Origin of the sequence: Jeotgalibacillus sp. ET6 (assembly GCF_029667115.1) — a bacterium.
GTDB lineage: Bacteria > Bacillota > Bacilli > Bacillales > Jeotgalibacillaceae > Jeotgalibacillus.
In genome coordinates, this window is sequence record NZ_JARUIU010000004.1 from 408658 (window position 1) to 433833 (window position 25176).

Below are 25176 nucleotides of genomic sequence, written 5' to 3' on the forward strand. Positions count from 1 at the left end.
CGTAATTATGAATCGTTGCTGCTGACCTATGAGGAGGGTCTAATATGAAAGAAAGTACATATGAGGAGCGCTTTGCTAAGTACTATATGCGTGATATGGAACAATCCCAGGATCAGGAAGGGATTCAATTGTTTTTTCAGCTGCAGGAAGAATTGATGGATTATATCACTCGAAGTCATGCGCTTGAAGCTCAAAAAACCATGAAAAAGCTGCAGGCAATCCTGCGTAAGCGCGCACCTGAAGCTATTGAGACCGCGCTGCCAAGATTTTACCTCACACAGGTCGCATTATTTGCCAATGAACTTCAAAAATTCGGCATCTCACCCGTTAAAATATTCTGTTTCAGCTCAGCAAGCATTGAATTAATATATTCCTGGAATACGGAAAAGGAAATGGTGGAGGGCGGACGTTGGCTTGTGGAAAGCTTTATTGATATGATTAGTGAACGATTAAACCCTTTGTTTAATCATCCAATTGTCAGTCAGGCAGCTGAATATATTAATCATCATCTTGAAGAGCCGATTGAAGTGGACGCAGTGGCAAAAGAAATTGGGATAAGTCCAAGCTACCTGGCTAAGCTTTTTAAACAGGAGGCGGGAATGACGGTTAAACAATTCAGCAACCACCGCAAAGTAGTGGAGGCGAAATATTATCTTCAGTTTTCCAATAAAGAAATAGCACAAATATCTGATCAATTTTCTTTTTGCAACCAAAGCTATTTTACCAAAGTGTTTAAAGATCAATTGGGACTGACGCCAAAACAATTCCGATTGTCCCTGCAGCGTGAAGTAAAAGCATCCTATCAGGAATCATCTTAAAGGAGGGATCCTCCATCGATAAAATTGCCTCACACGGCTATATCACCATTTCGAGAAAAATCGAGTGGGAAGAGCAGCATATAACGGAGCACACACATGAGCTGATCTTATATAAAAATATGATTTGTGATCATGAAAAACAGATTTATTTAACGGAAATCCTGGATGTTTCCTATAAGTCGAGCCTTCAAAGCTATGGCTTGCTGTATATTCATACAATTAAAGGGTTATTTCCATATAAAGTAAAAGAACACCCAGCTTTGTTTATCGAAAAGTATTTGGAACTAAAATGAAAATGAGGTGTCTAAATGAGCTTTTCTTTTCGTGGAATTGACCATATACAGCTAGAGGCGCCAAAAGGGCATGAAGAAAAAGCTAGAAGCTTTTATTCGGGTGTTCTTGGGTTAGAGGAAATTCCTAAGCCGGAAAATTTGCGCAGCCATGGAGGATGCTGGTTCCTATGCGGTCCTCAGGAAATTCATATCGGATCATTGGAGCCCTTCAAAGCTCCTGAAAAAGCGCATCCTGCACTCGTAGTGACAGGTCTGCAATCTTTGCGAAGCCATCTGGAAGAAGCTTCTTATACCGTTGAGGAAGAAGAGCCGATTGCCGGAAGGGACCGGTTATTTGTAAAAGACCCATTTGGAAACCGGATTGAATTCCTTGAATATCACGCATTGTAAAAGAAAAGTGGTTTCATGTATGAAGAAGGTGGATTATGAATAACGTAACGATTGCTATTTATGTACATTCAAATCTTATTATGAGATACTGAACGGATAATGATGAAAAAAAATTATAATTAGAAGGATTTTTAAAAGTAGAGGTTGAATAAATAAATAATGAATGTTTATGAGGTCTTGCGAGTTATACATGCTGCTGCCTCTTTTATTTGTTTGATAGAGGAAAGATTGAATAGAGTTTCCTGATCCTTTCAAGAAGCTCAAAGGGGGTAAGGATTGGGTAAGGAGGAATGTTCATGCAAAAGATTATGATTGTTGAAGACAATGCTGACCTTCGAACGGATTTGACTCAGCAAGTAAAAGTAAATGGATATGAGCCGATCGCTGTGACAGATTTTGAACGGATTTTAGAGCATTTTATTGAAGAAAAACCGGATTTAGTGCTTTTAAATGTCAATCTTCCTTTTTTTGATGGGTACTATTGGTATCGGCAAATAAGGGAATATTCTCAATGTCCCGTCATTTATCTTGATGAAAACGAAAACGAGCCGCGAATGAATTTAGAAATTGCGGGTTTGAAGAAAGATTCTAAGAAGAATGCAGCCGTTAAACCCTTTTCTAATGAAGCGTTAACAGCTGCGTTACGGTCTCAGTTGGCTAGCGCTTATCCGAAAACAGATAAAAAGTAATGCAATGTAACCTTCCCTCATGGCCGTGATGGAAGGTTTTTCTTATATTTCTTATGTACCACCATTATACAAATATTAAACGTACGGGTAAAGGATATTTCAAACTGATGTTAAAAAAATTTTATTCCCTTTTAATTATTACAGATAAGAAACCATTCAGCATCTTAAACGTAGTATGAGTAGTAGGTTAAAAGAGGTGATGATCATAGATAGAATAACTAAAAAACAAGTAAGAGTGTCTTTATTACTCGGGTTGGGAGCAGGAGTAGTTCTTTTTACTGCTGCTTTTATTGCAGAGGCGTCCTGGATTTTACATGCTCCTTTACCTATTCTGCTGCTTTCGCTTGCCCCGTATTTTTATTTTTCTGCCTCTTACAAAAATAATGAACGAAGAAGAGAAGCTCAGAAAACGGAATCAAAGGATATGCTGCAGGAATCGGAATGGATTTTTATGAGGGAAGGAGCAGGTGGCGGAGAACTCGTAATTTTAAATAAAAACGGTGAATACATAGGGGTTTACAAGTCAGTAAATGTACCTGCATGGTTAAAGCGCATTACCATTTTTATCGCCTGGGTTGAAGGTTTTTTTGCCTCTACAAAAGGAATTTTTGATTCTCACGGACAGCCAGTCGCAGGTATTCAAAAGGTTTCTGAAAAAGGCAGCGTAACCCTCGAAGTAAATAATAGAAGAGGTGAAACGGCAGGATATTATGAAGAGCACCGGGCTGTGTCCAGCTTAAAAACTCATGGAACTTTAAAACGGAAGGATGGAAGTGTGTGGCTGAGCGTAAATATGTCCACATCTGCAGGGGATTTTCTTCTTAAAGATGCTGAAGGCCGTTTTATCGCATCTTACCGTTTTGGCTACTTTGACTATGCGCTTTCAGAACCATTTAAAAACGGTACCGGCTATGAACTCGTGAAAGTGAATGAATCTTTGACAGAAGATGAAAAAACTCTTCTCTCCGCTCTGGTCTGTCATTGGATGGGCTATAAATTGCAGGGGGCGGGTTAAATGAAGGGGGCCAGGCCCCTTTAATATAGTAAAGTAAAAAATATTCAAATATAAAGTGAAAGCTATTGAGTTTTCTTGGGCGGCTTTGTATAATTAGTCAACAATAAGGTTGAGATCGATGAGCAGAAGAGTAGGGGCATGCAGTGCTTTAGCGAGCCGGGGAAGGTGAGAGCCCGGTGCAATCATGAATCCTGAAGCGCATCTGTGAGATGTTTTGCTGAAATAAAGTAAGCAGAACCGGATCCATGCGTCCGTTAACAGCATAAGTTGGAGTACTCGAGAGTGAGTGTTCAATTGGAGTGGTACCGCGGATGATCAGCATTCGTCTCCTGCATATGCAGGAGACGGGTGCTTTTTTTGTTGAATAAAAGGAGGATTGACCATGAAATCGAAAATCGCTGAACAAGTAAAGATTGCATCAGGCACTGAATTTTCTCTTGGTGAAATAGAAAGCTGGATTGAGAAGCCAAAGTTTTCGACGATGGGGGATTATGCCTTTCCCTGCTTTCGGCTGGCTAAAGAATTCAGGAAAGCTCCTCATCTTTTAGCAGGTGAAATAGCACAGGCATTTACGTTAAAAGAGATCGTGCGTACAGAGGCAGCTGGCGGGTACGTAAACTTCTACCTCGATCTTCCCCTTTATTCTGCAAAGGTGTTAAAAGATGTCCTCAGTAAAGGAGCCGATTATGGACGTCAGGATCTTGGGAAAGGAAAAGCCATTACCATGGACCTGTCATCTCCGAATATTGCCAAACCTTTTTCCATGGGGCATCTGCGTTCCACTGTAATTGGGAATGCGCTCGCCAACGTGACAGAAAAACTGGGCTACAACGTGATTCGAATTAATCATATCGGTGACTGGGGAACTCAGTTTGGCAAGCTGATCACGGCATATAAAATTTGGGGAAGCGAAGAAAAGGTGAAAAAATCGCCAATCCCTGAGCTGCATAAGCTGTATGTGCATTTTCATGAACAGGCCGAAAATAATCCTTCTTTGGAAGATGAAGCTCGTGAATGGTTTAAGCGGCTGGAGGATGGAGATAAAGAAGCAGTAACGCTCTGGCAGTGGTTTCGTGAGGTTTCTCTGGAAGCTTTTTCGGAAGTATATAAAAAGCTGGATATCTCGTTTGATTCTTACAATGGAGAAGCCTTCTACAATGATAAAATGGATGACGTAATTGCCGTGCTCGAAGACGAGGGACTGCTGGAAGAGTCTGAAGGGGCAAGAGTCGTACGGCTGGATGAAGAAGGGCTGCCGCCATGCCTGATTCAAAAAAGAGATGGCGCCACTTTATATGCCACAAGAGACCTGGCTGCTGCTTTTTATCGTAAAAGAGAATACTCCTTTGAAAAATCACTGTATGTAGTCGGAAATGAGCAGTCGCTTCATTTTAAACAGCTGAAAGCGGTGCTGAAAAAGCTTAATATCGCCTGGGCTGAAGATTTAGTTCATATTTCATTTGGAATGATGTTAAAAGACGGCAAAAAAATGTCCACGAGAAAAGGGAAGATTGTTTTACTTGAGGAAGTTCTTGAGCAGTCCATGGCTCTTGCTGAAGAAGCCATCAAAGAAAAAAATCCGAACCTGAAGGAAAAACAGCAGGTAGCCCACGCGGTAGGAATCGGTGCGGTCATGTTTCACGATTTAAAAGTGTTCCGGCAAAATGATGTTCACTTTGAACTGAAGGATATGCTTAGATTTGAGGGGGAAACGGGGCCGTATGTGCAATATGCCCATGCAAGAGCCTGTTCAATTCTTCGAAAAGCAGAGGCTGAAGAAGAAGCATCCACATCTGAGACAGTTGCTCCTGCAGCATTTGGAGAGGCGGAGCGTGCCATAGTTATGAAGATCAGCGCGTATGACGAAGTAATTCAGGAGGCATTTGCTGAATGGGATCCTTCAAAAATTGCAAAATACGCCATTGACCTTGCCCAGCTGTTTAATCAGTATTATGCACACACTCATATTTTAAATGAAGAAGATAAAGACGTGAAAGGACAGCGGCTGCTGCTTTTAAAGGCCACTACAATTGTGCTGAAAGAAAGCCTTCGTCTGCTGGGGATTAAGGCGCCGGAAGAAATGTAGAACGGTAAAGCTGTTTAGTTGGTTGGCTGTGTAAAAGATTATATGATGTAGGGAATCATTAGATAGAAGGAGGAGGTAGAGTGGAACAGGCCATGTTTGCCGGAGGCTGTTTTTGGTGCATGGTGCGCCCCTTTAGTGAAAGAGAAGGAATTATAAAAATCGTTTCAGGCTATACGGGCGGCAGGGAAGCAGAAGCTGTTTATTCTGCCGTTAAACGAGGAGACACCGGTCATGTGGAAGCCGTGCATCTTCTATACGAACCCTTGCTCATTTCATACGATGAAATCCTCGATGTATTTTGGACGCTGACAGATCCTACAGATGAAGGAGGACAGTTCAGCGACAGGGGACCGGCATACCAGTCCATTATTTTTACGTATACAGACAAGCAAAAAAGCACTGCTCAGTCTTCATTAAAACAACTCGAAGACAGCGGACGCTTTCAAAAGCAAATCGTAACCAAAATAAAAGACGCATCTCCTTTTTACCCTGCAGAGGAATTTCACCAGGATTTTGACCGGAAAAACCCTTTTCGGTACGCCTTGTATTATAAAGGATCAGGACGTGAAAAGTTCTCCCGCACGTATTGGCCTAAAGATCGGTCGTACTTAAAAGAGAAGCTGACAGCAAGGCAGTTTTTTGTGACGCAGGAAAATGGAACAGAACCGCCCTATGACAATGAATATTGGGATAATACCGAAGAAGGCATCTATGTTGACATTGTGTCAGGAGAACCATTGTTCAGCTCCCGTGATCAATACGATGCAGGATGCGGATGGCCCTCTTTCACGAAGCCTATTACGGACTCCATGGTACGGGAAGAATGGGATGTTTCCACCCGGCATACCCGTAAAGAAATAAGGAGCAGTGAAGCTGATTCCCATCTCGGGCACGTATTTGAGGATGGCCCGGGTGCTTCAGGTCTGAGATATTGCATAAATTCGGCAGCTTTGAGATTTATAGCAAAAGAGGATCTTGAGAAAGAAGGTTATGGAGACTTTCTTCTCTTGTTTGCAGTTAGAAAATAAAGTTACAGAGGTATACCATGAAAAAAAATCGCAGTATCATCGTTCTGCTGGCAGCAAGTCAGTTATTTTATATTTTGTTTTTGCCAATCTGGTTTACTTTTTTTGGGCTGACCGTCATCACATCCGAACAAAGCGAATCCTTTCTTTTAACGATTGCAGAGTACATTGTTGGTGCTTACCCGGTTGTTCTCATTGCAGCAGCCATTGTGACCTGGTCCGCCTGGCGAAAAGGCAAACTAAAGAAGATGCTCCTTTTGAATACGATCCCCATTCTGTGGATCGCTCCTATTTTAATTACATTTCTGCTGGCAAATTTATAATGCAATTAAAGAATATGAGTTTGCGAGAAGACTGAAAAAATTTTAAATATGAGGCAGTATCTATAGTTAGTAAGAGGTGAGCGGAGCGGAAAGCGTCTGTCTGAAGCGCAGTGAACCGGTCAAAAAGCCTGAGACATTTTAGTCTCAGGCTTTTCTGCGTGATAGGCTAGATTATTTCTGTCCAAAGTAAGGCTGAGCAAGGGCGTTGAAATAAAGCTCCTCATGCCAAATCCGGTATCCCAGGTCATTTGGGTGGATTTTATCGTTAAGAATATCCTTCTTTTCAATGTTCTGCTCATCCATATGAGCGAGCATATGGCCATGGGTGTCAAAATAATTCCATCCGTTGTCCAGAATGATTTCCTGTGTGAAATCAACATACTCTTCAAATGTCAAACCTAGCTGGTTTAGACCGCTTGGATCCAAATTTTCCTTTAAAATAGGGTTTGGTGATATGAATAAAATTTCCACCCCGGGGAGCTCTCTTTTAAATGTGCTGTACAGCTGCTCAATCGACTTTTTGGTATCATCAAGGGTAACCGAACGCCGATAATTGTTAATTACTGAGGTTTCAAGGATAATTAAGTCAGGACGGCTGCTAAAAACCTTAGTCAGAACATCCTGATTTAACAGCATCACGGAAGTATAGCCGGAATGTCCATGGTTTGAAACCGTTACGTGGCGCAGCGGACGGCTTGCATCACGGATATCCTGCTGCAAGAGAGCACGCCAAGAAAAGTTTGGTGAGCTGGCACCTACGCCTTTTGTCACGCTGCTGCCCAGAGTAGCTACACGTGCAGAGCCGTTTTTCATGACACGGTACGTTAAAAATTCAAGATAAGATATATCAGGGTTATGAGCGGGGTTGATCCGCTCCATCGTTTGCTGAATCTGGACTTGATTATATCGATATTCACCGCGCACCATGCCTAAAAGGACAAGTAGAACGGCAGAAGCAAGTATGATTTGAAACAATTTCTTCATTTGGGAGGAAAACATCCTTTCCTTTGTTAGAAACTAAAATGAAATATTATATCTATAATTGTAACGAAAATGTAATACATATTCAATAGGTCAGGAGTTGGAATCCAGGCCCAATTTTTCAGCTTGTTTTCATTAGCATTTTCAGTAAAATAGAAAAACATACAGTGTGTAAAAGCAATCGAATGAACTGGAATGGGAGGAATTTAAAATGGGTGCATTAAATCAGACGATCGTTATTGACCGGCCGATTGAGGAGGTTTTTGCCGTTACGACAACGATGGAGCAGTCTCCTCAAATAATGGATCAAGTAGAAGAAGTGACAAAATTAACAGAAGGCGCCATTGCTGAAGGGACGAAATACAATGAAGTGCGAAATCTTGGGGGAAGACGGGTGCAATCTGTTCTGGAGGTCGTTGAATATGTCCCAAACGTTTCTTATGCGGTGTCAAGCAGTCAGAACGGGGTTGAAATTGAGTTTCGATATACCTTTAAACCGCAGGGGGATGGAACATTTGTCACATTCGACGGGAAGGTGAAAACATCCGGTTTTGCCAGAAGCTTATTTAGAGGAATGATAGTCCGTATGATCTCTAAAGAAGAGCTTTTTCATTTGCAAAAGCTGAAAACGTTTATAGAAAAAGAAGCTGTTTAAAGCTGAAAGAAAATTTGTGTGTGTTATCCTGCTCCGTTATGATGGAGAGAGTGCAGGGGAGACTGGGACAAAACTCCAAAAAGTTTAATGAATGAAAAAGTATTTATTAATAGTAAGAGGAGAACGGAGCGGAAGGTGTAGACTCCAGCAGGATGTGACGGCAAGCTGAGACTTTACAAGGCAAGGGCCCTGAAAAGGCTCAGCGCCGTCCCTGCGGAAAGCGTCCTCCTGAAGCGAAGTGAACCGGTAAAAGAGTTTGAGACAGTTTTGGCCCAAGCTCATTCAAAGCACCTGAGGAGAATAAGGACATGACAAAAGTACGAATTAAAAAGAAGTTTGCAGATAAAATGAAAAATGGCTATCCATTGCTGACGGCTGAGATGCTCGAAAACCCGGACGATAGTGGACAGGAAGGAGACATCCTGACAGCTGTTGATGAACGTAATCAATTTATCGCCAGAGGGTATGCAGGAAAACAGAATAAAGGCATCGGCTGGCTGATTACCTGGGACGCAGAGGAAGAAATCGGCTACCGCCTTTTTGTGAATAGAATCCGTGCGGCGCTTGGGAAAAGAAAGCGTTGGTTTAAAAAAGACGACACAACCGCATTTCGTGTATTTAATGGAGAAGGAGATGGAATCGGCGGATTGACTATAGACTACTTTGATAATCACTATTTATTCACATGGTACAGTGAAGGAATTTATTTGCTACGTGAAGAAATTTTTCAGGCATTTGAAGAACTGGTCACATTTAAAAGCATTTATGAAAAAAAGCGATTTGACACAAAAGGCCAATATGTGGAGGACGATGATTTTGTAAAAGGGGAGCGTCCTTCGTTTCCGCTCATTATTAAAGAAAACGGCGCCCATTTTGCCGTGAATTTGAATGACGGGGCAATGGTAGGCGTATTTCTTGATCAGCGGGATGTGAGAAAAGCAATCCGGGACAAGTATGCAGATGGGAAAAATGTATTAAATACCTTCTCTTACACAGGCGCTTTTTCTGTATTTGCTGCGTTGGGCGGAGCTGTAAAAACGACGAGTGTGGATTTGGCCAATCGAAGTGTAGCGAAGACGATTGAACAATTCAGCATGAACGGTATAGATTATGAAGCGCAGGATATTTTAGTGCGTGACGTATTCCGTTATTTTAATTATGCAGTGAAAAATAATATCAAGTTTGATCTTGTCGTGATGGACCCGCCAAGCTTTGCCCGCTCGAAGAAAAACACGTTCAGTGCAGCGAAAGACTACAAAAATCTCATGAAGCAGGCCATTGATATCACAGAGGACAAAGGCATTATTGTTGCCTCTACCAACGCAGCTTCATTTAATATGAAGAAATTTCATCGGTTTATCGATGAAGCATTCAAGGAAAAAGGATTAAAATACGAAATAATTGAGACCTTTACCCTGCCCGAGGACTTTACAGTATCCTCTTCTTTTCCTGAAGGAAATTATCTGAAAGTGCTGATCGTTAGAAGAAAGTAAAGATAACATGCTGCTCACCTGACTTCGTGAGCGGCTTTTTATATAGGAAAGTGCAACGCGCTCGCCCAGGCCCGACAAGTTTAAGGAGCGATGCACAATCAACCTGGTTTGTGGTGGATTTGCACCGTGACTTAAAACCTCGAGGGCCTAGCGCTAGGAACTGGATCAAAGAAAAGTGCAAAGCGGTTGAAAATGAATTGGAAGCAAAACGAAATAGATGGGAGGGGCTGCCATGCCGGATGTGATGAGAATTTCTGCAAGAAGGCTTGCTGAATACGTGCATAGAAGCGGAAGTATTGATGCCAGGATAGGCGGCTCTACTGCCATGATTGAAGGAACCAGAAATCATCAGGCTGTGCAAAAAAAGTACATGGAGCAGGATCAGAAGGAAGTTTTTCTAGATGGAATAATAGAAATCGATGGTCAAACATACCAGCTTGAAGGACGTTGCGACGGTTTGCTTGTGAGAGAAGAAAAGCCGGTCATTGATGAAATCAAATCGACTTCCCGGCTCCTCCATACTATAACAGAACCTTCTGCTGTTCATTTGGCACAGGCGATTGTTTACGCCTGGATGTTTACGGAGAAAGAAGATCTCGAAGAAATAGGCATTCAGGTTACCTATGTGCAAAATGTAACGAAAGAGGAAAAACGATTTCTTCAGCCATTCTCAGCCGCTTTTTTAAAAGAACAAGTGGAGGAGATGGTGAGGATTTATGCTCCCTTCGCTTCATTGATGAAGAGCCTTCAGGAAAAACGAAATGATTCGATCCAAACACTAGCTTTTCCTTATCCCCATTTCCGCGAGGGACAGAGGAAGTTTGCCGGTGCTGTTTACCAAACAATTACAGAAAAAGGAAAACTGTTTGCACAGGCGCCTACCGGGATTGGAAAAACCATCTCAACCTTGTTTCCAGCGATAAAAACCATAGGAGAAGGCAAGGCAAATCAGCTTGTTTATTCCACAGCTAAAACCATTACGCGAGCTGCTGCTGAGGAAGCGCTGGCTGATATGCACGCGAAAGGTCTTCAGTTGTCAGCTGTGACGCTAACCGCAAAGGATAAGATCTGCTTTAAGGAAAAAACGATTTGTCAAAAAGAGTACTGTGAGTTTGCGGACGGCCATTTTGACCGGATTAATGAAGCTGTGCTGGACATGCTGGGGAATGAATACATGATCAACCGGTCTGTGGTGGAGCGCTATGCGTTGAAGCACCGTGTTTGTCCTTTTGAATTCTCCATGGATCTATCGTATCTGACCGATGCCATGATTGGAGATTATAACTATGTGTTTGATCCGAGAGTGGCAAGAAAGAGGATGATGGGGGAGCAAAAGCGCACAACGGTTCTATTAGTGGACGAAGCGCATAATCTGGTTGACCGGGCCCGGGAGATGTATTCTGCGAGCCTCCAAAAATCAGCTTTTCTGGCACTTAGCAAAATGGATGTATCTCCTGCTATAAAAAGTGCGGCGAATAAGGCGAATAAGGCATGCCTTGAGCTGAAAACAATCTGTGGTGAACAAAGCTTTCATATTCTGGATGAAGCTCCTCCTGAATGGACACAAGTTCTTCAGGCTTTTTATGAAGCAGCTGAAGAACGGATACAGGAAGGGGATACGGAAAAAGAGATCATTGATTTGTATTTTGCTGCTCAAAGGATGCTTCATGTGATCGAAATGATGGATGAACGGTTTTACATCCTGATTGAAAAAAAAGGCAGTGACGTCTGGATAAAAAATGTCTGCATGGATCCTTCGCTGTTTGTCAAAGAATCAACGAAAAACTATCGGGGGACGGTGTTTTTCTCTGCAACATTTGCTCCGGTGCAGTACGTAAAAGGGATGCTTGGCGGCGATCAATCAGATTTTGGATTGTCCATACCAAGTCCTTTCAAAAAAGAACAAATTGAGGTGCGCACCTATCTGATTTCCACAAAATACCGGGATCGTGAACGTACGCTAGATTCCATTGTGGCTGCTATAAAAAATGGATTTGAAGATGCAAAAGGGAATTTTATCGCATTTTTTCCTTCCTATCAGTATATGGAAATGGCTGTTGAGCGTTTTACTCCTCTGTTTGATCATGAAGAAGCTGATTTACTTGTTCAGTCAAAAATGATGGATGAACAGGAAAGGGAGCAGTTTCTATCTTCCTTTTCAGGAGAGAAACGTGTACTCGCATTTGCCGTAATGGGCGGTATTTTTTCTGAGGGGGTAGATCTTCCGGGAGATCAGTTAAAAGGAGTGGCCGTTATAGGTGCTGGAATTCCTCAACTAAATCCTGAACGAAATCAAATGAAGCAGTTTTTTCAAAGCCAGGGTTTAAACGGTTATCATTATGCCTATGTATACCCAGGGATAAATAAGGTTCTGCAGGCAGGCGGACGGTTAATTCGGACGGAGGAGGATGAGGGGCTTCTGCTGCTGATTGATGATCGCTTTCAAACCTCTCTCTATCAGGATCTATTACCGCCGGAATGGAGAATATCAACCTGAGGCAGGAACAGGTTTATTGGTAACAATATAAAAAGAGCCTGGGACAAGGTGTGTCTTCAGGCTCATTGACCGGTTCACTTCACTCTGTGCGGTAAGCCTCCTCCAGAGGAAATGAACTGTGAATGCATTTATTTCAGGTAATAATATTTTTGACTCGTCCAACCTGGCCGTCTGTTAAACGAACTTTTATGCCATGTGGGTGAGAAGGAGATTTAGTAAGTAAATCCTTCACAATCCCTCTCGTTAACTTTCCAGAACGCTGATCCTGCTTCAGGACAATGTCAACTTCAATTCCAGGTGTAATCGTGCTTCGCTGCTGTCCATTCATGACTTTCCCACTCTCCATTAAACGTTTGTTTAATGATACCACAGTTCATAGTGAGCAGGTATTTCAAGGGCAGGCAGCTACATATTGGCTCTGAGTCTTTTTAAGATTTGCTCGTATTCATCCTTGCCAATTCCCGGGGCAAATTCTTCCGGCAGATCGTCAAGATCCGGGATAGGTGCTCCTTCCGGGGTGCCTTCCTGTACGACCAGCGGCTGGCCGTTGCTTGGGTTTGTTCCCTTCCATATGGCACGTATATCCTGGTAGTCGCCATCACTCCATGTAAATAAAACATTTCCTACACCTTGATCTTCGTATTTTCTCGCGTGATCAAATACCCGGTTATCCAGGCTTGGTATTGGAAGCATTTTAGTCAAATCCACGCCTGTCGCAATTTCAAGCGCTTTAGCATAAGCAAGAATGTGAACTCCGCCGCGAACAAGCAGGTAGCCGATCATTTCTCTTGCTGTCGGGTGATCAGTCATTTCATACACTCTCATTTTATGCGTGCGTGCGCCGATCTCAAGAAAGAAGTTATGCATCAAATCTAAAACAAGATTTCCGCTTGAAAAAACATAGTCGCCTCTCCAGGGATTGCCCATTGAATCTCCTGCCAAGGACGTTTGTGCTGTTGCAATAAAAGCATACGTATTTCGCATATCTTTGCCATTTTGAAGAGGGGTCAGATCCGGTTCAGCTGTGAAGGAGGATCCTTTTTGCAAAAGATTAATCGTGTTGCTGACAAGCTCTACATGGCCGAATTCCTCTGCTGTAATACTCGCTACAATATCATAAAAGGGTTTCAGTTTTCCTTTTTGTCTGAAGTTAAAGGATTGGTACATATAATTATTAAGCGTAGACATTTCTCCGAATTTTCCACCCAGTAATTCCTGTACAGCAGCAGCCGCATTGGCATCTCCGTACTCGGGAGCAGGAAGCTCGATCAGCAGTTTATTTACTCGCTTAAACACAAATAAAACCTCCTTTGCATATTCCTCCTGCTATGTGTATGTTCACATAGCGGAGGATATGAAAAGGAGGGATTTTTTACGATGGAGAAACCCAGATGATTTGCTGCGTACGAATAAAGAAAGGTGTTTGATTAATCTCTACAACAATATGATCCGGCATTACAGTTGTAAGCTTTCCTTGCAGAGAATTGCGTGTGGTCTGAACCACAATATTAGTACCGATAATGGTATTCAATGTCTGGTAAACGTACGGATCATATAGTGTAGTAAATTGAAGAGATTGCGGAGACTGTCCGTTCATAGTCAACACCCCTTAGTTAGCAATTAATCCTACTATATGAGCCGCCTTGATAAACGGTGACACTATTGCAAAATAAGTTTTCCTGTCGCACTCCTTGAAAGATCAAAATGGAAGCTTCTTGACAGTTGTGGTGAATTACATGAATAATAAGAAAAGATCGAATTTTCATTTATTTTGCCCTTTAAAATGATAACGCTTACAGAACGGAGGGGAACTATGCTGGTCTGGATTTTTGCCGTCCTGACAATCGGGTCGGTTATCGCAGGAGTTAAACAAAAAAGAAAACGCTGGTTTGCTTTGCCGATTGCCGCACTGTTCGGCTATATGGCGATCGAAATCATTCGTGTGCCAATGCCGCTGTGGGATACCATTACTTTTATTTTCGACTTAAAAGGATAAGTGGGAGGAGAACGAAGTATGAAAAGAATCGACAAAAAAACAGCTGATGCTTATTTTCGGACAAGAACAATTTTAATCAGCATTTATTTAGTCATTGGATTTAGTGCTTCATTCGGTGCCGTCTTCTTTGCGGAATTTCTGGCTGAATTTACGTTTAACGGCTTTCCGCTTCACTACTATATGGGCGCTCAGGGAGCCGTTCTAACCTTTATTATTCTGCTTTTTGTCAATGCGATTGTCAGCGACAGGATCGATAAAAAGTATGGGATTGATGAAGCCAGAAACGAATCCATTGGATCTGGTAAAACGGTGGACCATTAAAAAGCAGATATCCGTTCATTAAAGGACTTTAAAGGAGGAAGAGGATGGATACTCAATTTATTGTATCTCTGGCCTTTATTTTAGGTACTTTTGGTTTATACATAGGAATTGCCATATACAATCAGGCAAAAGCAACATCCGATTTTTATGTAGCCGGCCGCGGTGTGCCGCCGATTTACAACGGGATGGCAATAGGAGCGGACTGGATGAGTGCGGCTTCATTCATTGGAATGGCAGGGACCGTCATGGTCATGGGCTATGACGGACTCGGTTACATCATGGGCTGGACAGGCGGCTATTTATTGCTGACTTTTCTGCTTGCGCCTCAGCTCCGAAAATACGGAAGATATACCGTTCCGGAATTTATTGGAGATCGGTACGGCAGTAATTTAGCCAGGTTAATTGCTGCTTTTGCAACGATCATTATCAGTTTTACGTATTCCATTGGTCAAATGTCCGGTTCCGGCGTAGTTATTGGCCGGCTGCTTGAGGTCGACTACCGAATTGGAACGGTTATTGGTGCCGGGCTGATTGCCTTTTACGCTGCATTAGGAGGGATGAAGGGGATCACTTGGACTCAGGTAGCGCAGTATGTTGTGCTGATCACTGCTTACCTGGTGCCGGTCATCTTTATGTCGCTGCAGATTGAAGGCAACCCGCTGCCTTGGGTCTCCTACGGGCAGGTATTAGATGCCATGAGTGTGATTGATCAGGATCTTGGTATCTCAGAATACCTCGTGCCTTTTACTGCAGGAACGAAATGGCAGTTTTTGGCCCTTATGTTTACATTGATGGCTGGAACGGCTGGACTTCCACATGTAATCGTACGATTTTATACGGTATCCACGATGAAAGCGGCCCGTTGGAGCGGAGCATGGGCAATTCTTTTTATTGGTCTTCTTTATCTTTCAGCTCCCGCATATGCTGCGTTTTCACGTTTTATCCTGCTTACGGAGGTGGCAAATTCACCAATCAATAACTTGCCTGAATGGACAAGGTCCTGGGTTGACACCGGCATGCTCCAGGTGGCTGATACGAACGGGGATGGTGTTCTGCAATGGGCAGAGCTCCAGATTGCCAATGATATTGTGGTTATGGCCACACCTGAAATTGCCAACCTCGGTGTATTTGTTATCGGACTAATGGCTGCAGGTGCCATGGCGGCTGCTCTTTCAACTGCCGGGGGATTAATGATCGCCATTTCTGCTGCCCTGTCTCACGATATTTACTTCCGCTCCATCAACCCAAATGCCACAGATAAGAAAAGGCTGGCGGTCGGAAGATGGTCGATTGTTCTCGCTTCTCTTGTGGCAGGACTCGTTGCGCTGAATCCTCCAGGCGCCATTACACAAATTGTAGCCTGGGCCTTTGCCTTAGCATCAGGTTCGTTCTTCCCAGCGCTATTGCTTGGCGTTTGGTGGAAGCGCTCCAATGCACCAGGGGTAATAGCGGGAATGCTTGTCGGTCTTAGTGTGACGCTCGGCTATATTTTTGCTGCAAAATACGGGGGATTCACAATACTTGGCATTATTGATACCGGGGCAGGGGTATTTGGAGCTGCTGCGGCAATAGTGACCAATATTGCAGTCTCATTAGCTGCCAAGCCGCCATCAAAGAAAATACAAGAAGAAGTCCAGGATCTTCGTTATCCTGAGCAAATGACATATCGGGATGGTGAGGTGTGGCTGGATGACGGAGAAGACGTTCCGCCAACCAAGTGATCACAACATGATCAAGGAAATGGCTGCACGCACATCCTTATTTTCATCGATGGCAGAAAACGAGTTTTCTGCCATCTACGGCCGTTGCGAGGAAAGGGAATATGAAAAGGGAGTTCTCATTGCTCATGCATACAAGAAAAGGGAGGGGGTTTTCCTGGTTACCTCCGGGCTGGCTGAAGTATATGCTGCCGGAAGTATGCAGGAAAGAGAGGTGCTCGAACTGGCGGGTCCTGGAGAAATTCTGGGACTGGCCAGTTTAAGTACCATGCTCCGTTCTTCCGAAGAGAAGGTAAATACAGTTGAAATCCAAGTGTTGGAACCAACGCTTGGATTGTTTATTCCCTATGAGGTTCTTCGTGAAATATGGAACTTCCCGCACGTACAAGCTTTTTTTCTTGAAAAGACCATTTTCAGGCTTCAGGATGTGTACCATTCTCTTACAGAACAGCTTCAGCAGTCCAATGGACTTAGCAGCCAGCGAAAGGTTTTTAAGCGTGTGCAGGATTTGATGTCTGCCCCGCTTCTCTCATTATCTTCTTCAAGTACTTTACAAGAAGGAATCGAATTCATGTCCCGCCGCAAACTGAGTGCCGTGGTTCTGTTAGATGATGCTCAATTGCTTGGTGTCGTGTCTATTAGGGAAACAATCGACGCAATCGCTGCGAACCAGCCGCTATCATTGCCTCTGGCATCTATCGCAAATAAAAGACCTTATGTGATCTCACGCTCTGCGTATTATTATGATGCACTTGGAGCTTTTCAGCAGCAGCCTGATCTCCGTCATCTCGTAGTCGTAAATGATGAAGAGCTGCCGGTTGGCATGCTCACCCTTTCAGATGTACTAAAGCAGCGTCACCGGTTTATTCAGCAGACCATGAAAAAAATTCATCAGCTGACGAAAGAATCTATTAGAGAAACAGCCGTTCAGCTGCAGCAACTCTCTCATCAGCTGCTTGAAGAAAATGAAAGCTTTCGAATGATTGCTTCCATTATGACACCGCTTTTCGATCAGCTGGTGATTAAAGTGATTCACCTCGCTCAAAAAGAAATAAAGCAGCAATACAATCTGACCGCACCGTGTGAGTTTGTTTTCTATCAAATGGGTAGTGCGGGAAGAGGAGAACAGCTGATGATGACGGATCAGGATCATTTTTTAGTATATAAAGAATTGACTCCCGAATCTGAACAATATTTCAGCCTGCTGGGAGATCAAGTGGTCGAATGGCTGGAAGAGGCAGGGTTTGCACCGTGTGATGGGAATATGATGGCTAGCAATCCGGTTTGGCGGGGCTCAATAGAAAGTTGGCAGCAAAGGATTCATCGTTTTGCTGTACGGTCTACACCTGAGCATATTCTGCACGCCTTCAACTTTTTTGCGATGAGAAGAATCTCGGGAAGCAGAACGCTGCACCTTGTATTTCTCTCCATTATAGAAGATGAGCTAAAGCGTTCAGGCGTCCTCCTTACACAAATGGGACGAGAGCTTAGAGGGTCGGTTATTCCTGTTATGGATCACCGGATTCGCTCGCTTCTTTTACGTGAAGGAAGAAGAATCCAGATAAAAAAGCAAATACTGTTTCCTTTTCACCACTCTCTTCAAATAAAAGGTCTTCTTCATCAGATCATTGAAGGGTCAGCCTCATCAAAGATTGAAGCGTTGGCTGAAAAAAAGAAGCTGACAAAGGATGCAGCAGAAGAGCTCAAAGAAAGCTTGGATATTGTGCTTATGCTTTACTTTAAAGATAAGAAACAAAAAGGCACTGGTCAGATCAATACAGAAGAACTTACAGGAAGAGAAAAAGCATTGCTGTCAAGAGCGTTAAATGTGTTAAGGGAATTTCAGGTCAATACGCTGAGAGAACTCGGAGTCTAATACATTCTACGAAGGGGGCTGAAAGGATGATGTGGTCAAAAAAACAATTCCGCCATCAGCTTAATAGTGAAATCCCGCTTTCCACACCTCTGGATCAGCTGCAATTACTTGTAATAGATACTGAAACAACAGGCTTTGCGGTGGGCAAGCAGGACAGGCTCATTGAAGTGGGAGCAGTGCCGGTTGCAGGTCTGCAGGTGTTGGAAAAAAACATCTTTCATTCATATGTAAATCCCGAAAGAGACATTCCGCCTGAGATTACGTCTCTGACATCGATTAAACAGGAGGATGTGGTTCATGCCCCTGCCTCACTTGAAGTAATCAACCATGTATTTGCTCATGCAAGGGAGTATGAAGTAAACGCTATTGCCGGCCATTACCTGTCGTTTGATCTCCAGGTGTTCAAACATGAACTAAGAAGGGCTGCTTTGAAATTTCAGCAGCCGCCAAGCGTTGACACATTGGATTTGCTTGCCTATTTAGTGCCTGCATGGGAAATGAAAGATCTATCCTATTATGCAGCTGTTTTTGAAACGAGAATGTACAACAGACACACGGCCGTTGGAGACGCCTTAACCGCAGCCTATTTATTTTGTGAGCTTGGGGAACGGCTGAAAGAACGTGGAAAAACCACGTGGGGAGATTTGCTTGAGCTGTCCTCTTCCAGACAAATATAGAGAAAAAAATAAATGTGCTCAGATTGGTTTTAAATAGAATGCTATATGGGAATAGTTCTATGGTGCAAAATTGTGCTATGACACTCCGAACAGGAGCAGAAAGAAAGGGACCAGGAAACATGTCGATTGAATCGTTAATGAATGAGTATGAATTACTGCAGACGCAAACTCAAACCGGTGAACAGCTGGATGATTTATATGCGGACCTGATGATCAGAATGGAAAAAGCATTTGAAATTCCGGGCATCATTACCGGCGAATGGGAGCAGGACAACAAACCTGTAAGCACCCTATACCGGTTAATTGCCAGCAGCCGGCTAATGAAAACCTAACGTTAAGGGTGCGATCTGGAGCATCCACATAAAGAGGTCCATTATTCAACCAGGGAAGAATGATGGCCGGCTTTTTTAAACATGTACTGATTATGGGGATTTAAGCCTTCTGGAAAGATACCTTAAATAAACTTGACAGATACAGGTTTATAAGATATGATGATGGATGATTGTTTTACGGAAGCAAAAAGATTGAGCAGCTGTCCTCACCAGCGTGCTCGCTATGAAATTTTATATAGGTCTGGACTTTAAGGCCTGATTGACGATCTCCGCGCATAAGGCGGATAAACTGAGCAGTAAAAATCGTTTGACACCAAAATAGGCAATAACCCTCAAAGAATGCCGGAGTGCAACCCAGCACTTGGACAGGCATCCACTATTTTCTGCGTATCAAAGGACCATTCCATGTTTTACTTCTTATCGGTTCACGTTGCATGAACCCTTTCAGACCAACATCCAGATAATGAACTTATGTATGGGAACAACCATACCCAAGTAATGTCTGATTCACACTGGCACGGTCGAGGAGCCGTAAGGACGAAAGAGAGGCAGGGCTTTCGTTGTTTTAGGTATTATGTAAAAGCTGCTTCCGTAAAATCAATCATCCAACTAAACTCCTACACTCTTCCAATCACTATCTTCTTTCCTGTAAACTCCTATATACTATTATGACAAAACGTTTAAATACATAATGTAATGCCTCTAAGTGAAAAAAATCATTAATTCATATGTACGAGTGGAATTTTCAACTCAATTAGTATACGCTATTACTTAATAAATTGTTGAAGTTAATCAGGAGGAATATAGTTGGAATTTATAGCCATAGCTTTTTTGCTTTTTGTATCATTCTTTCTTTCAGGAAGTGAAACAGCACTTACCGCCGTTAATAAAATGAAGGTGCAGACAAGGGCAGAAAAAGGCGAAAAAGCTGCTGAGAAATTATTAAACACTGTATCAAGACCGGATAAAATGATTACCACGATCTTAATCGGAAATAACATTGCAAATATTATGATGCCGACACTCGTTACCATTGTGGCATTAAGATACGATTTTTCTATCGGACTGGCCACAGGAATTTTGACTGTGACCATCATTATTTTTGCAGAGGTCATTCCCAAAACGATTGCTGCAACATTTGCAGACCGCATAGCTTTTATTGTGAGCCCGGTTATCCGTTTTTTAATGGTTATCTTGAGTCCCATAACCTTTTTACTTTCTCAGCTAACCAACATTGTGATTCGCATTTTATCAAAAGGTCATATTAAAGAAGCAACCATTACGAAAGAAGAATTGCGGACAATGGTAGACATCGCTTCTACAGAGGGGACCTTTCTGAACGACGAATCTCTGCGCATCAAGGGTGTCCTTGATTTTCAACACAAGGATGTCGGTGATGCGATGAAAACTCCTCGTGTGGATATTGTGGGAATGCCATCTGATTTTACGTATGAAGAAGCAAGAAACTATGTAGTGGATAACCCGTATACACGTTATCCTGTCTATAAAGAAAATATGGATAATATTATTGGAGTTTTTCATTCAAAACAAGTAATTGAATGGTCCATGAATCCCGATACACCATTTAGTGAATTCATTGATGATGATCCCTTATTTACAGTTGAAACAACATCGATTGAACGTATTTTCAAGCGTATGCTTCAGGCGAAAAAGCATTTTGCTATTGTACTTGATGAGTACGGCGGAACACTTGGCATCATCACACATGAAGATATTATTGAAGCCATGATCGGGCAGGAAATCTCTGACGAAAATGATGATGAAGAAGAAGTTTGGATCGATGAGCTGACAGATAAGCATATTATCTGCCACGGTAAGTTGGCCATCCATCGATTGAACGATGTATTTAAACTTAAGCTTCCTGAAGAGCAGGATGTACTTGCAGGTTTTGTCCTGAAAGAATTCGGCCATCTTCCGGAAGAGGGAGAAGAATTCGACTACCAGCATCTCAGATTCACAGTGATGGAAATGGAAAAAAACAAAATTACTAAAGTGAAAATAGATAAACGCATGGTCGAAGGCGGCGAGGAAAAAGACGAAGCCTAGGCATTGAACCCATGCAATTAATAGAAGAAGCGGCTGATGACGAAGCCGTTTTTTTCTTTTGACTCTTTTATCTAATAAAAGGGACGAAGTATTCATTTAGAGTATCGAAAGACTTGACGGATAACCGAGGGATGTTATAGGATTAACGTAATAAAGTGAATAGACTCTTATCAAGAGAGGCGGAGGGATTGGCCCTATGAAGCCCGGCAACCGCTGACGTTCTGTCAGAAAGGTGCTACATCCAGCAGGAGAAATCTCCTGAAAGATAGGATAGAAGCAGACGCGTAAAACTTCTTCCTGTCGGAGGAAGTTTTTTTGTGTTTCACTAAAGACAGAATACCGCCATAAATTGATAAATAAAGATTTTGCGAGTTTAACATGTAAAAGGGAGCGTGCACGGGATGAAATATGGATTTTGGCTGCCGATTTTTGGCGGATGGCTTCGAAATGTAGAGGAAGAACAAATGCCGCCTACGTTTGATTACGCAAAAAAAGTAGTCCAGGCGGGAGAAAAATTAGGCTTTGATACGACCTTAATTGCGGAATTATATTTGAACGATATAAAGGGGCCGGAACGAGATTCACTTGAAGCCTGGTCTACCGCTGCTGGGTTGGCTGCAGTAACGGAAAAAATGGAAATTATGACTGCCATCCGTCCAGGCTTTCACAATCCAGCTGTCGCAGCCAAAATGACTGCCAATATTGATCATATATCTAACGGACGCTTCACGCTTAATGTCGTGTCTGCCTGGTGGGCGGAGGAAGCGAAACAATATGGAGGCGTCTTCACGGAGCATGATGAACGCTATGACCGTACTGAAGAGTTTCTTGAGGTAATGAAGGGGTTATGGACAGAAGAAACATTCAGCTACAAAGGGAAATTTTATGAGATTGAAAATACAAAGCTTGAGCCGAAACCGGTTCAGCGTCCGAACCCGATTTTATATGCTGGCGGTGAAAGTCCACGCGGAAAAGAAACGATTGTGGAGCACTGCGATGCCTATGTTATGCATGGTGGCACACTGGAAGAAATCGAAAAGAAAATTGCAGATATGAAGCAGCGCCGGGCAGCAGCAGGTAAAAATCCGTTTCAATCTTTTGGTATGGCAGCTTATATCGTATGCCGCGATACGGAGGAAGAAGTCAAAGAAGAAATGGCAAGAATCACAGATGTCAAAGATGTCAGCGGGTATGCAGGCTATAATGACTTTGTCAGTAAATCACAGCTTGAACAGCAAATTGAACTGATGGATTATTCCGTATCCAATCGGGGACTCCGCCCGAATTTAATCGGTACACCTGAGCAAATTGCAGACCGGATCGTGGCGTTTGAACAGGCAGGGCTGGATTTGCTGCTCCTTCAATTTTCCCCGCAGCTTGAAGAAATGGAACGCTTTTCTGAAAAAGTAATGCCATTAGTAGAAGAAAAGCGCCAATTAGCAACAAGAATAGCAGAACGCTAGAAATGAGTCAGGAGGATCTACAATGAGTAAAATATATGTGCTGCATGAAAATGATGAATGGACGATCCATTTAACAAAGCGTTTAGATGAGCTTCAATTACCGTATGAAGTATGGCATTTAAATGAAGGTCTCGTAGATTTAACGGAAGAACCGCCTGAAGGCGTATTTTACAGCCGGATGAGTGCATCATCTCATACGAGAGGAAACCGCTACGCACCTGAATTCACCGAAACCGTTTTAGCATGGCTTGAACGTCACGGAAGAAAAGTGTTTAATGGCACGCGGGCATTGCGGCTTGAAGTAAGCAAAGTAAATCAGTATACCGCACTGCACGCAGTTGGCATACAAACGCCTAAAACGATAGCTGCAGCGGGTAAAGATCAAATTATAAAAGCTGCTGAAAAAATGGGGGAAAAATCCTTCATTACAAAACACAATCGTGCCGGTAAAGGACTGGGTGTGCAATTGTTTCATTCAATCGACAGCTTAAAGGACTATATTGAAGGGGACGATTTTGAAGAACCGGTTGACGGAATCACTTTGATACAGCAATACATTCAAGCGCCGGAACCATTTATTACACGATGTGAATTTGTAGGCGGCAAGTTTGTGTATGCAGTTCAAGTAGATACGTCTGAGGGGTTTGAGCTTTGTCCTGCAGATGCCTGCCAGCTGGGAGATCAATTCTGCCCTGCAGATGGCGGAGAAGAAGAGGAAAAAGCCAAATTTCAAATTGTGGAGAATTTCCAGGACCCAATTATCGCAGCCTATGAAAAGTTTTTGATGGACAACCAAATCGCAGTAGCGGGTATTGAATTTATACGCGATAAAAACGGCACAGTGTATACGTACGATATCAATACCAATACAAACTACAATGCCGATGCCGAAGAAAAATACGGCAAATACGGCATGCTCGAGCTTGCCATCTTTTTAGAGCAGGAGCTTAACAAACTAGGGCATATCCCGGCTCTGAGCAGAAGATAGAACGCTTTAAAGCGCAAAAGGGGCCTGGCCCCTTTTATGCTTTAATGTAAAAAAGCTCTCCATGGAGGAGAGCTTTTTTGCGTTATCGTTTTAAAAATGTCAGGATTTCATTATTGGTTTTTTCTTTTTCTTCAAAAATGAATCCGTGGCCGCTGTTTTCAACTTTTACAAGCTCAGCATCAGCCAGGTGCTCGGCAAGATAAAGCGAAAAGTCGAGTGGACAGATTTCATCTTCTGTGCCGTGGAGCAAGAGCGTTGGAACTGAAATACCCGGAAGATCGTCAAGGCCGTCTTCATCACGCAGGGCTATAGCAGATTGAATCGTACCATGAGCGGAAGCTTCGAGTCCTAACCCTCCAAACCATTGCTTGAAAGGATCTGAAGGCTCCTGATGGAAAAACTGTTTGCCAAACTCATCAAGGAAAGCAGGGCGATCCTCCTGGATGCTTGCGATCATGCCGTCAATTTCTGATGCTTCGATGCCGTAAGGGAAATGATCCGTTTTAGTAAATCTGGGAGCAGCGGGTGCAAGAAGCATTAATTTACTGACCTGATACTCTTTATGCCGGCTCATGTAGCGTGCTGCAATGGGGCCGCCCATTGAAAAGCCTGCTAGTACAATGTTCTCAAGCTGCAGATAGTCCACTACCGCTCTTACATCGTCGGCTTTCCGGTCATAATCATATCCGGTTGCAGGACGGTCCGATTGACCATAGCCTCTTAAGTCAATTCCGATAAAACGATAGCCTTGCTTTACAAGCTCAGTAGCTTGGTATTCAAACATTTTATGATTGACCGGCCAGCCGTGAAGAAATACAACAGGCTGTCCTTCGCCGATATCTTCTACAAATAATTTTACTCCAGTTTCTACTTCAATAAAATGTCCCATACATAACTCCTCCTTTAAATATCTTGATTCCGAGATAGTTACTACATACCCGCTCAGAAAATAAATAGTCATTATTCCCAGTAATCTAATAAAACAAAATTTTTCGATTAATTATTTGACATTGATTAAGTTGAAGAATAAGATAAATATATCAAATATAATTGATTTATAAGGAGGAAAAGAATTGATAAAGGAACATACATTAAAAGCAGATCCAGATACTTTTCGGCTGTATGAAAAAAAGTTCAAAGCGCTTGCAGATGAAAAAAGGCTGAATATCCTTCATTTAGTTCAGCAGCATGATTCGGTATGCGTATGCGATTTAGGGGAAATGATTGATATGCCGCAATCCAAACTATCTTATCATTTAAAGCAGCTGCTTGATGCTGAATTTGTGACTGTGGAGAAAAAGGGAACGTGGAATTACTATTCAATTAACGATGAGGAGTTAAATGGAGTGCTGTCTGCTCAGCTCTGCTGTTTATTTCGTAATGAGGATAAATGTTGAACATTTATCTGTCTTATTAATCAATTATTCTTGATTTATATATCAAATTTATTTGATTTAAAAAAGGAGGGAAAGC

25 protein-coding genes, 1 riboswitch and 1 other annotated feature are annotated in these 25176 nt (G+C 42.7%); of the genes, 20 read left to right on the forward strand and 5 right to left on the reverse strand.

Annotated elements, in window-relative coordinates:
* The first annotated feature begins 44 nt into the window (after positions 1-44).
* From P6709_RS13410 to P6709_RS13440, 7 genes are all read left to right on the forward strand, one after another.
* Positions 45-818 (forward strand): helix-turn-helix transcriptional regulator, encoded by a 774-nt coding sequence (locus P6709_RS13410; RefSeq protein ID WP_278241433.1) that lies wholly within the window; start codon positions 45-47, stop codon positions 816-818.
* Between the two features lie 308 nt (positions 819-1126).
* On the forward strand, positions 1127-1501 hold the full coding sequence (locus tag P6709_RS13415; RefSeq protein WP_278241434.1) for a VOC family protein: 375 nt from the start codon (positions 1127-1129) through the stop codon (positions 1499-1501).
* A gap of 296 nt (positions 1502-1797) precedes the next feature.
* Entirely contained in the window at positions 1798-2190 is a 393-nt protein-coding gene (locus P6709_RS13420; RefSeq protein ID WP_278241435.1) for a response regulator, read from the forward strand.
* 196 nt (positions 2191-2386) lie between these two features.
* Complete coding sequence (locus tag P6709_RS13425) at positions 2387-3205, forward strand: hypothetical protein (protein ID WP_278241436.1); 819 nt, start codon at positions 2387-2389, stop codon at positions 3203-3205.
* A 109-nt stretch (positions 3206-3314) separates the two neighbouring features.
* Positions 3315-3538: a binding site (T-box leader), on the forward strand.
* Between the two features lie 43 nt (positions 3539-3581).
* Positions 3582-5291, forward strand: coding sequence for an arginine--tRNA ligase (argS, locus tag P6709_RS13430; RefSeq protein ID WP_442905327.1), 1710 nt, complete (start codon positions 3582-3584; stop codon positions 5289-5291).
* Between the two features lie 92 nt (positions 5292-5383).
* Entirely contained in the window at positions 5384-6319 is a 936-nt protein-coding gene (gene msrB / locus P6709_RS13435; protein ID WP_278241505.1) for a peptide-methionine (R)-S-oxide reductase MsrB, read from the forward strand.
* A 17-nt stretch (positions 6320-6336) separates the two neighbouring features.
* A complete protein-coding gene (locus P6709_RS13440; protein WP_278241438.1) occupies positions 6337-6639 on the forward strand; it encodes a hypothetical protein in 303 nt (100 codons plus the stop codon).
* Positions 6640-6810: 171 nt separating this feature from the next.
* Here P6709_RS13440 and P6709_RS13445 read toward each other — a convergent pair whose 3' ends face one another.
* The gene (locus P6709_RS13445) at positions 6811-7623 is read right to left on the reverse strand and encodes an SGNH/GDSL hydrolase family protein (RefSeq protein ID WP_278241439.1); all 813 of its coding nucleotides are present in this window, start codon (positions 7621-7623) and stop codon (positions 6811-6813) included.
* 208 nt (positions 7624-7831) lie between these two features.
* Here P6709_RS13445 and P6709_RS13450 point away from each other — a divergent pair, with 208 nt between their 5' ends.
* The 3 genes from P6709_RS13450 to P6709_RS13460 all read left to right on the forward strand — a co-directional run bounded on the left by P6709_RS13450 (position 7832) and on the right by P6709_RS13460 (position 12265).
* Positions 7832-8275, forward strand: a complete 444-nt coding sequence (locus P6709_RS13450) for an SRPBCC family protein (RefSeq protein ID WP_278241440.1) — start codon at positions 7832-7834, stop codon at positions 8273-8275.
* Positions 8276-8583: 308 nt separating this feature from the next.
* Positions 8584-9768: a class I SAM-dependent rRNA methyltransferase gene (locus tag P6709_RS13455; RefSeq protein ID WP_278241441.1), complete on the forward strand. Its 1185-nt coding sequence runs from the start codon at positions 8584-8586 to the stop codon at positions 9766-9768.
* A 232-nt stretch (positions 9769-10000) separates the two neighbouring features.
* Positions 10001-12265, forward strand: coding sequence for an ATP-dependent DNA helicase (locus tag P6709_RS13460; protein ID WP_278241442.1), 2265 nt, complete (start codon positions 10001-10003; stop codon positions 12263-12265).
* A gap of 133 nt (positions 12266-12398) precedes the next feature.
* Here the strand turns inward: P6709_RS13460 and P6709_RS13465 are convergent, their stop codons facing one another.
* From P6709_RS13465 to P6709_RS13475, 3 genes are all read right to left on the reverse strand, one after another.
* Positions 12399-12593 carry a YwbE family protein gene (locus tag P6709_RS13465; RefSeq protein WP_041053580.1) on the reverse strand — a complete coding sequence of 65 codons (195 nt, stop codon included), beginning with the start codon at positions 12591-12593 and terminating at the stop codon, positions 12399-12401.
* 77 nt (positions 12594-12670) lie between these two features.
* Positions 12671-13561, reverse strand: coding sequence for a manganese catalase family protein (locus P6709_RS13470; RefSeq protein WP_278241443.1), 891 nt, complete (start codon positions 13559-13561; stop codon positions 12671-12673).
* A gap of 76 nt (positions 13562-13637) precedes the next feature.
* Complete coding sequence (locus tag P6709_RS13475) at positions 13638-13862, reverse strand: YuzF family protein (protein WP_278241444.1); 225 nt, start codon at positions 13860-13862, stop codon at positions 13638-13640.
* A 216-nt stretch (positions 13863-14078) separates the two neighbouring features.
* Between P6709_RS13475 and P6709_RS13480 the strand changes: the two genes are divergently transcribed.
* The 9 genes from P6709_RS13480 to P6709_RS13520 all read left to right on the forward strand — a co-directional run bounded on the left by P6709_RS13480 (position 14079) and on the right by P6709_RS13520 (position 23703).
* Positions 14079-14261: a hypothetical protein gene (locus P6709_RS13480; RefSeq protein WP_278241445.1), complete on the forward strand. Its 183-nt coding sequence runs from the start codon at positions 14079-14081 to the stop codon at positions 14259-14261.
* Positions 14262-14279: 18 nt separating this feature from the next.
* A complete protein-coding gene (locus tag P6709_RS13485) occupies positions 14280-14582 on the forward strand; it encodes a DUF4212 domain-containing protein (protein ID WP_278241446.1) in 303 nt (100 codons plus the stop codon).
* 44 nt (positions 14583-14626) lie between these two features.
* Positions 14627-16303, forward strand: a complete 1677-nt coding sequence (locus P6709_RS13490; RefSeq protein ID WP_278241447.1) for a sodium:solute symporter family protein — start codon at positions 14627-14629, stop codon at positions 16301-16303.
* Complete coding sequence (locus P6709_RS13495; protein WP_278241448.1) at positions 16272-18176, forward strand: DUF294 nucleotidyltransferase-like domain-containing protein; 1905 nt, start codon at positions 16272-16274, stop codon at positions 18174-18176. Before P6709_RS13490 ends, P6709_RS13495 begins: the two co-directional genes overlap by 32 nt.
* A 26-nt stretch (positions 18177-18202) precedes the next feature.
* Entirely contained in the window at positions 18203-18853 is a 651-nt protein-coding gene (locus P6709_RS13500) for a 3'-5' exonuclease (protein ID WP_278241449.1), read from the forward strand.
* 59 nt (positions 18854-18912) lie between these two features.
* Positions 18913-19185: a hypothetical protein gene (locus tag P6709_RS13505; RefSeq protein ID WP_278241450.1), complete on the forward strand. Its 273-nt coding sequence runs from the start codon at positions 18913-18915 to the stop codon at positions 19183-19185.
* 807 nt (positions 19186-19992) lie between these two features.
* Entirely contained in the window at positions 19993-21252 is a 1260-nt protein-coding gene (locus P6709_RS13510) for a hemolysin family protein (RefSeq protein WP_278241451.1), read from the forward strand.
* Positions 21253-21416: 164 nt separating this feature from the next.
* Positions 21417-21524, forward strand: a riboswitch (SAM riboswitch).
* A gap of 129 nt (positions 21525-21653) precedes the next feature.
* On the forward strand, positions 21654-22715 hold the full coding sequence (locus tag P6709_RS13515) for an LLM class flavin-dependent oxidoreductase (RefSeq protein ID WP_278241452.1): 1062 nt from the start codon (positions 21654-21656) through the stop codon (positions 22713-22715).
* A 22-nt stretch (positions 22716-22737) separates the two neighbouring features.
* Entirely contained in the window at positions 22738-23703 is a 966-nt protein-coding gene (locus tag P6709_RS13520) for an ATP-grasp domain-containing protein (protein ID WP_278241453.1), read from the forward strand.
* Positions 23704-23785: 82 nt separating this feature from the next.
* Here P6709_RS13520 and P6709_RS13525 read toward each other — a convergent pair whose 3' ends face one another.
* Positions 23786-24592 carry an alpha/beta fold hydrolase gene (locus P6709_RS13525; RefSeq protein ID WP_278241454.1) on the reverse strand — a complete coding sequence of 269 codons (807 nt, stop codon included), beginning with the start codon at positions 24590-24592 and terminating at the stop codon, positions 23786-23788.
* A gap of 187 nt (positions 24593-24779) precedes the next feature.
* Between P6709_RS13525 and P6709_RS13530 the strand changes: the two genes are divergently transcribed.
* Positions 24780-25100, forward strand: a complete 321-nt coding sequence (locus tag P6709_RS13530) for an ArsR/SmtB family transcription factor (protein ID WP_278241506.1) — start codon at positions 24780-24782, stop codon at positions 25098-25100.
* The last annotated feature ends 76 nt before the right edge of the window (positions 25101-25176 follow it).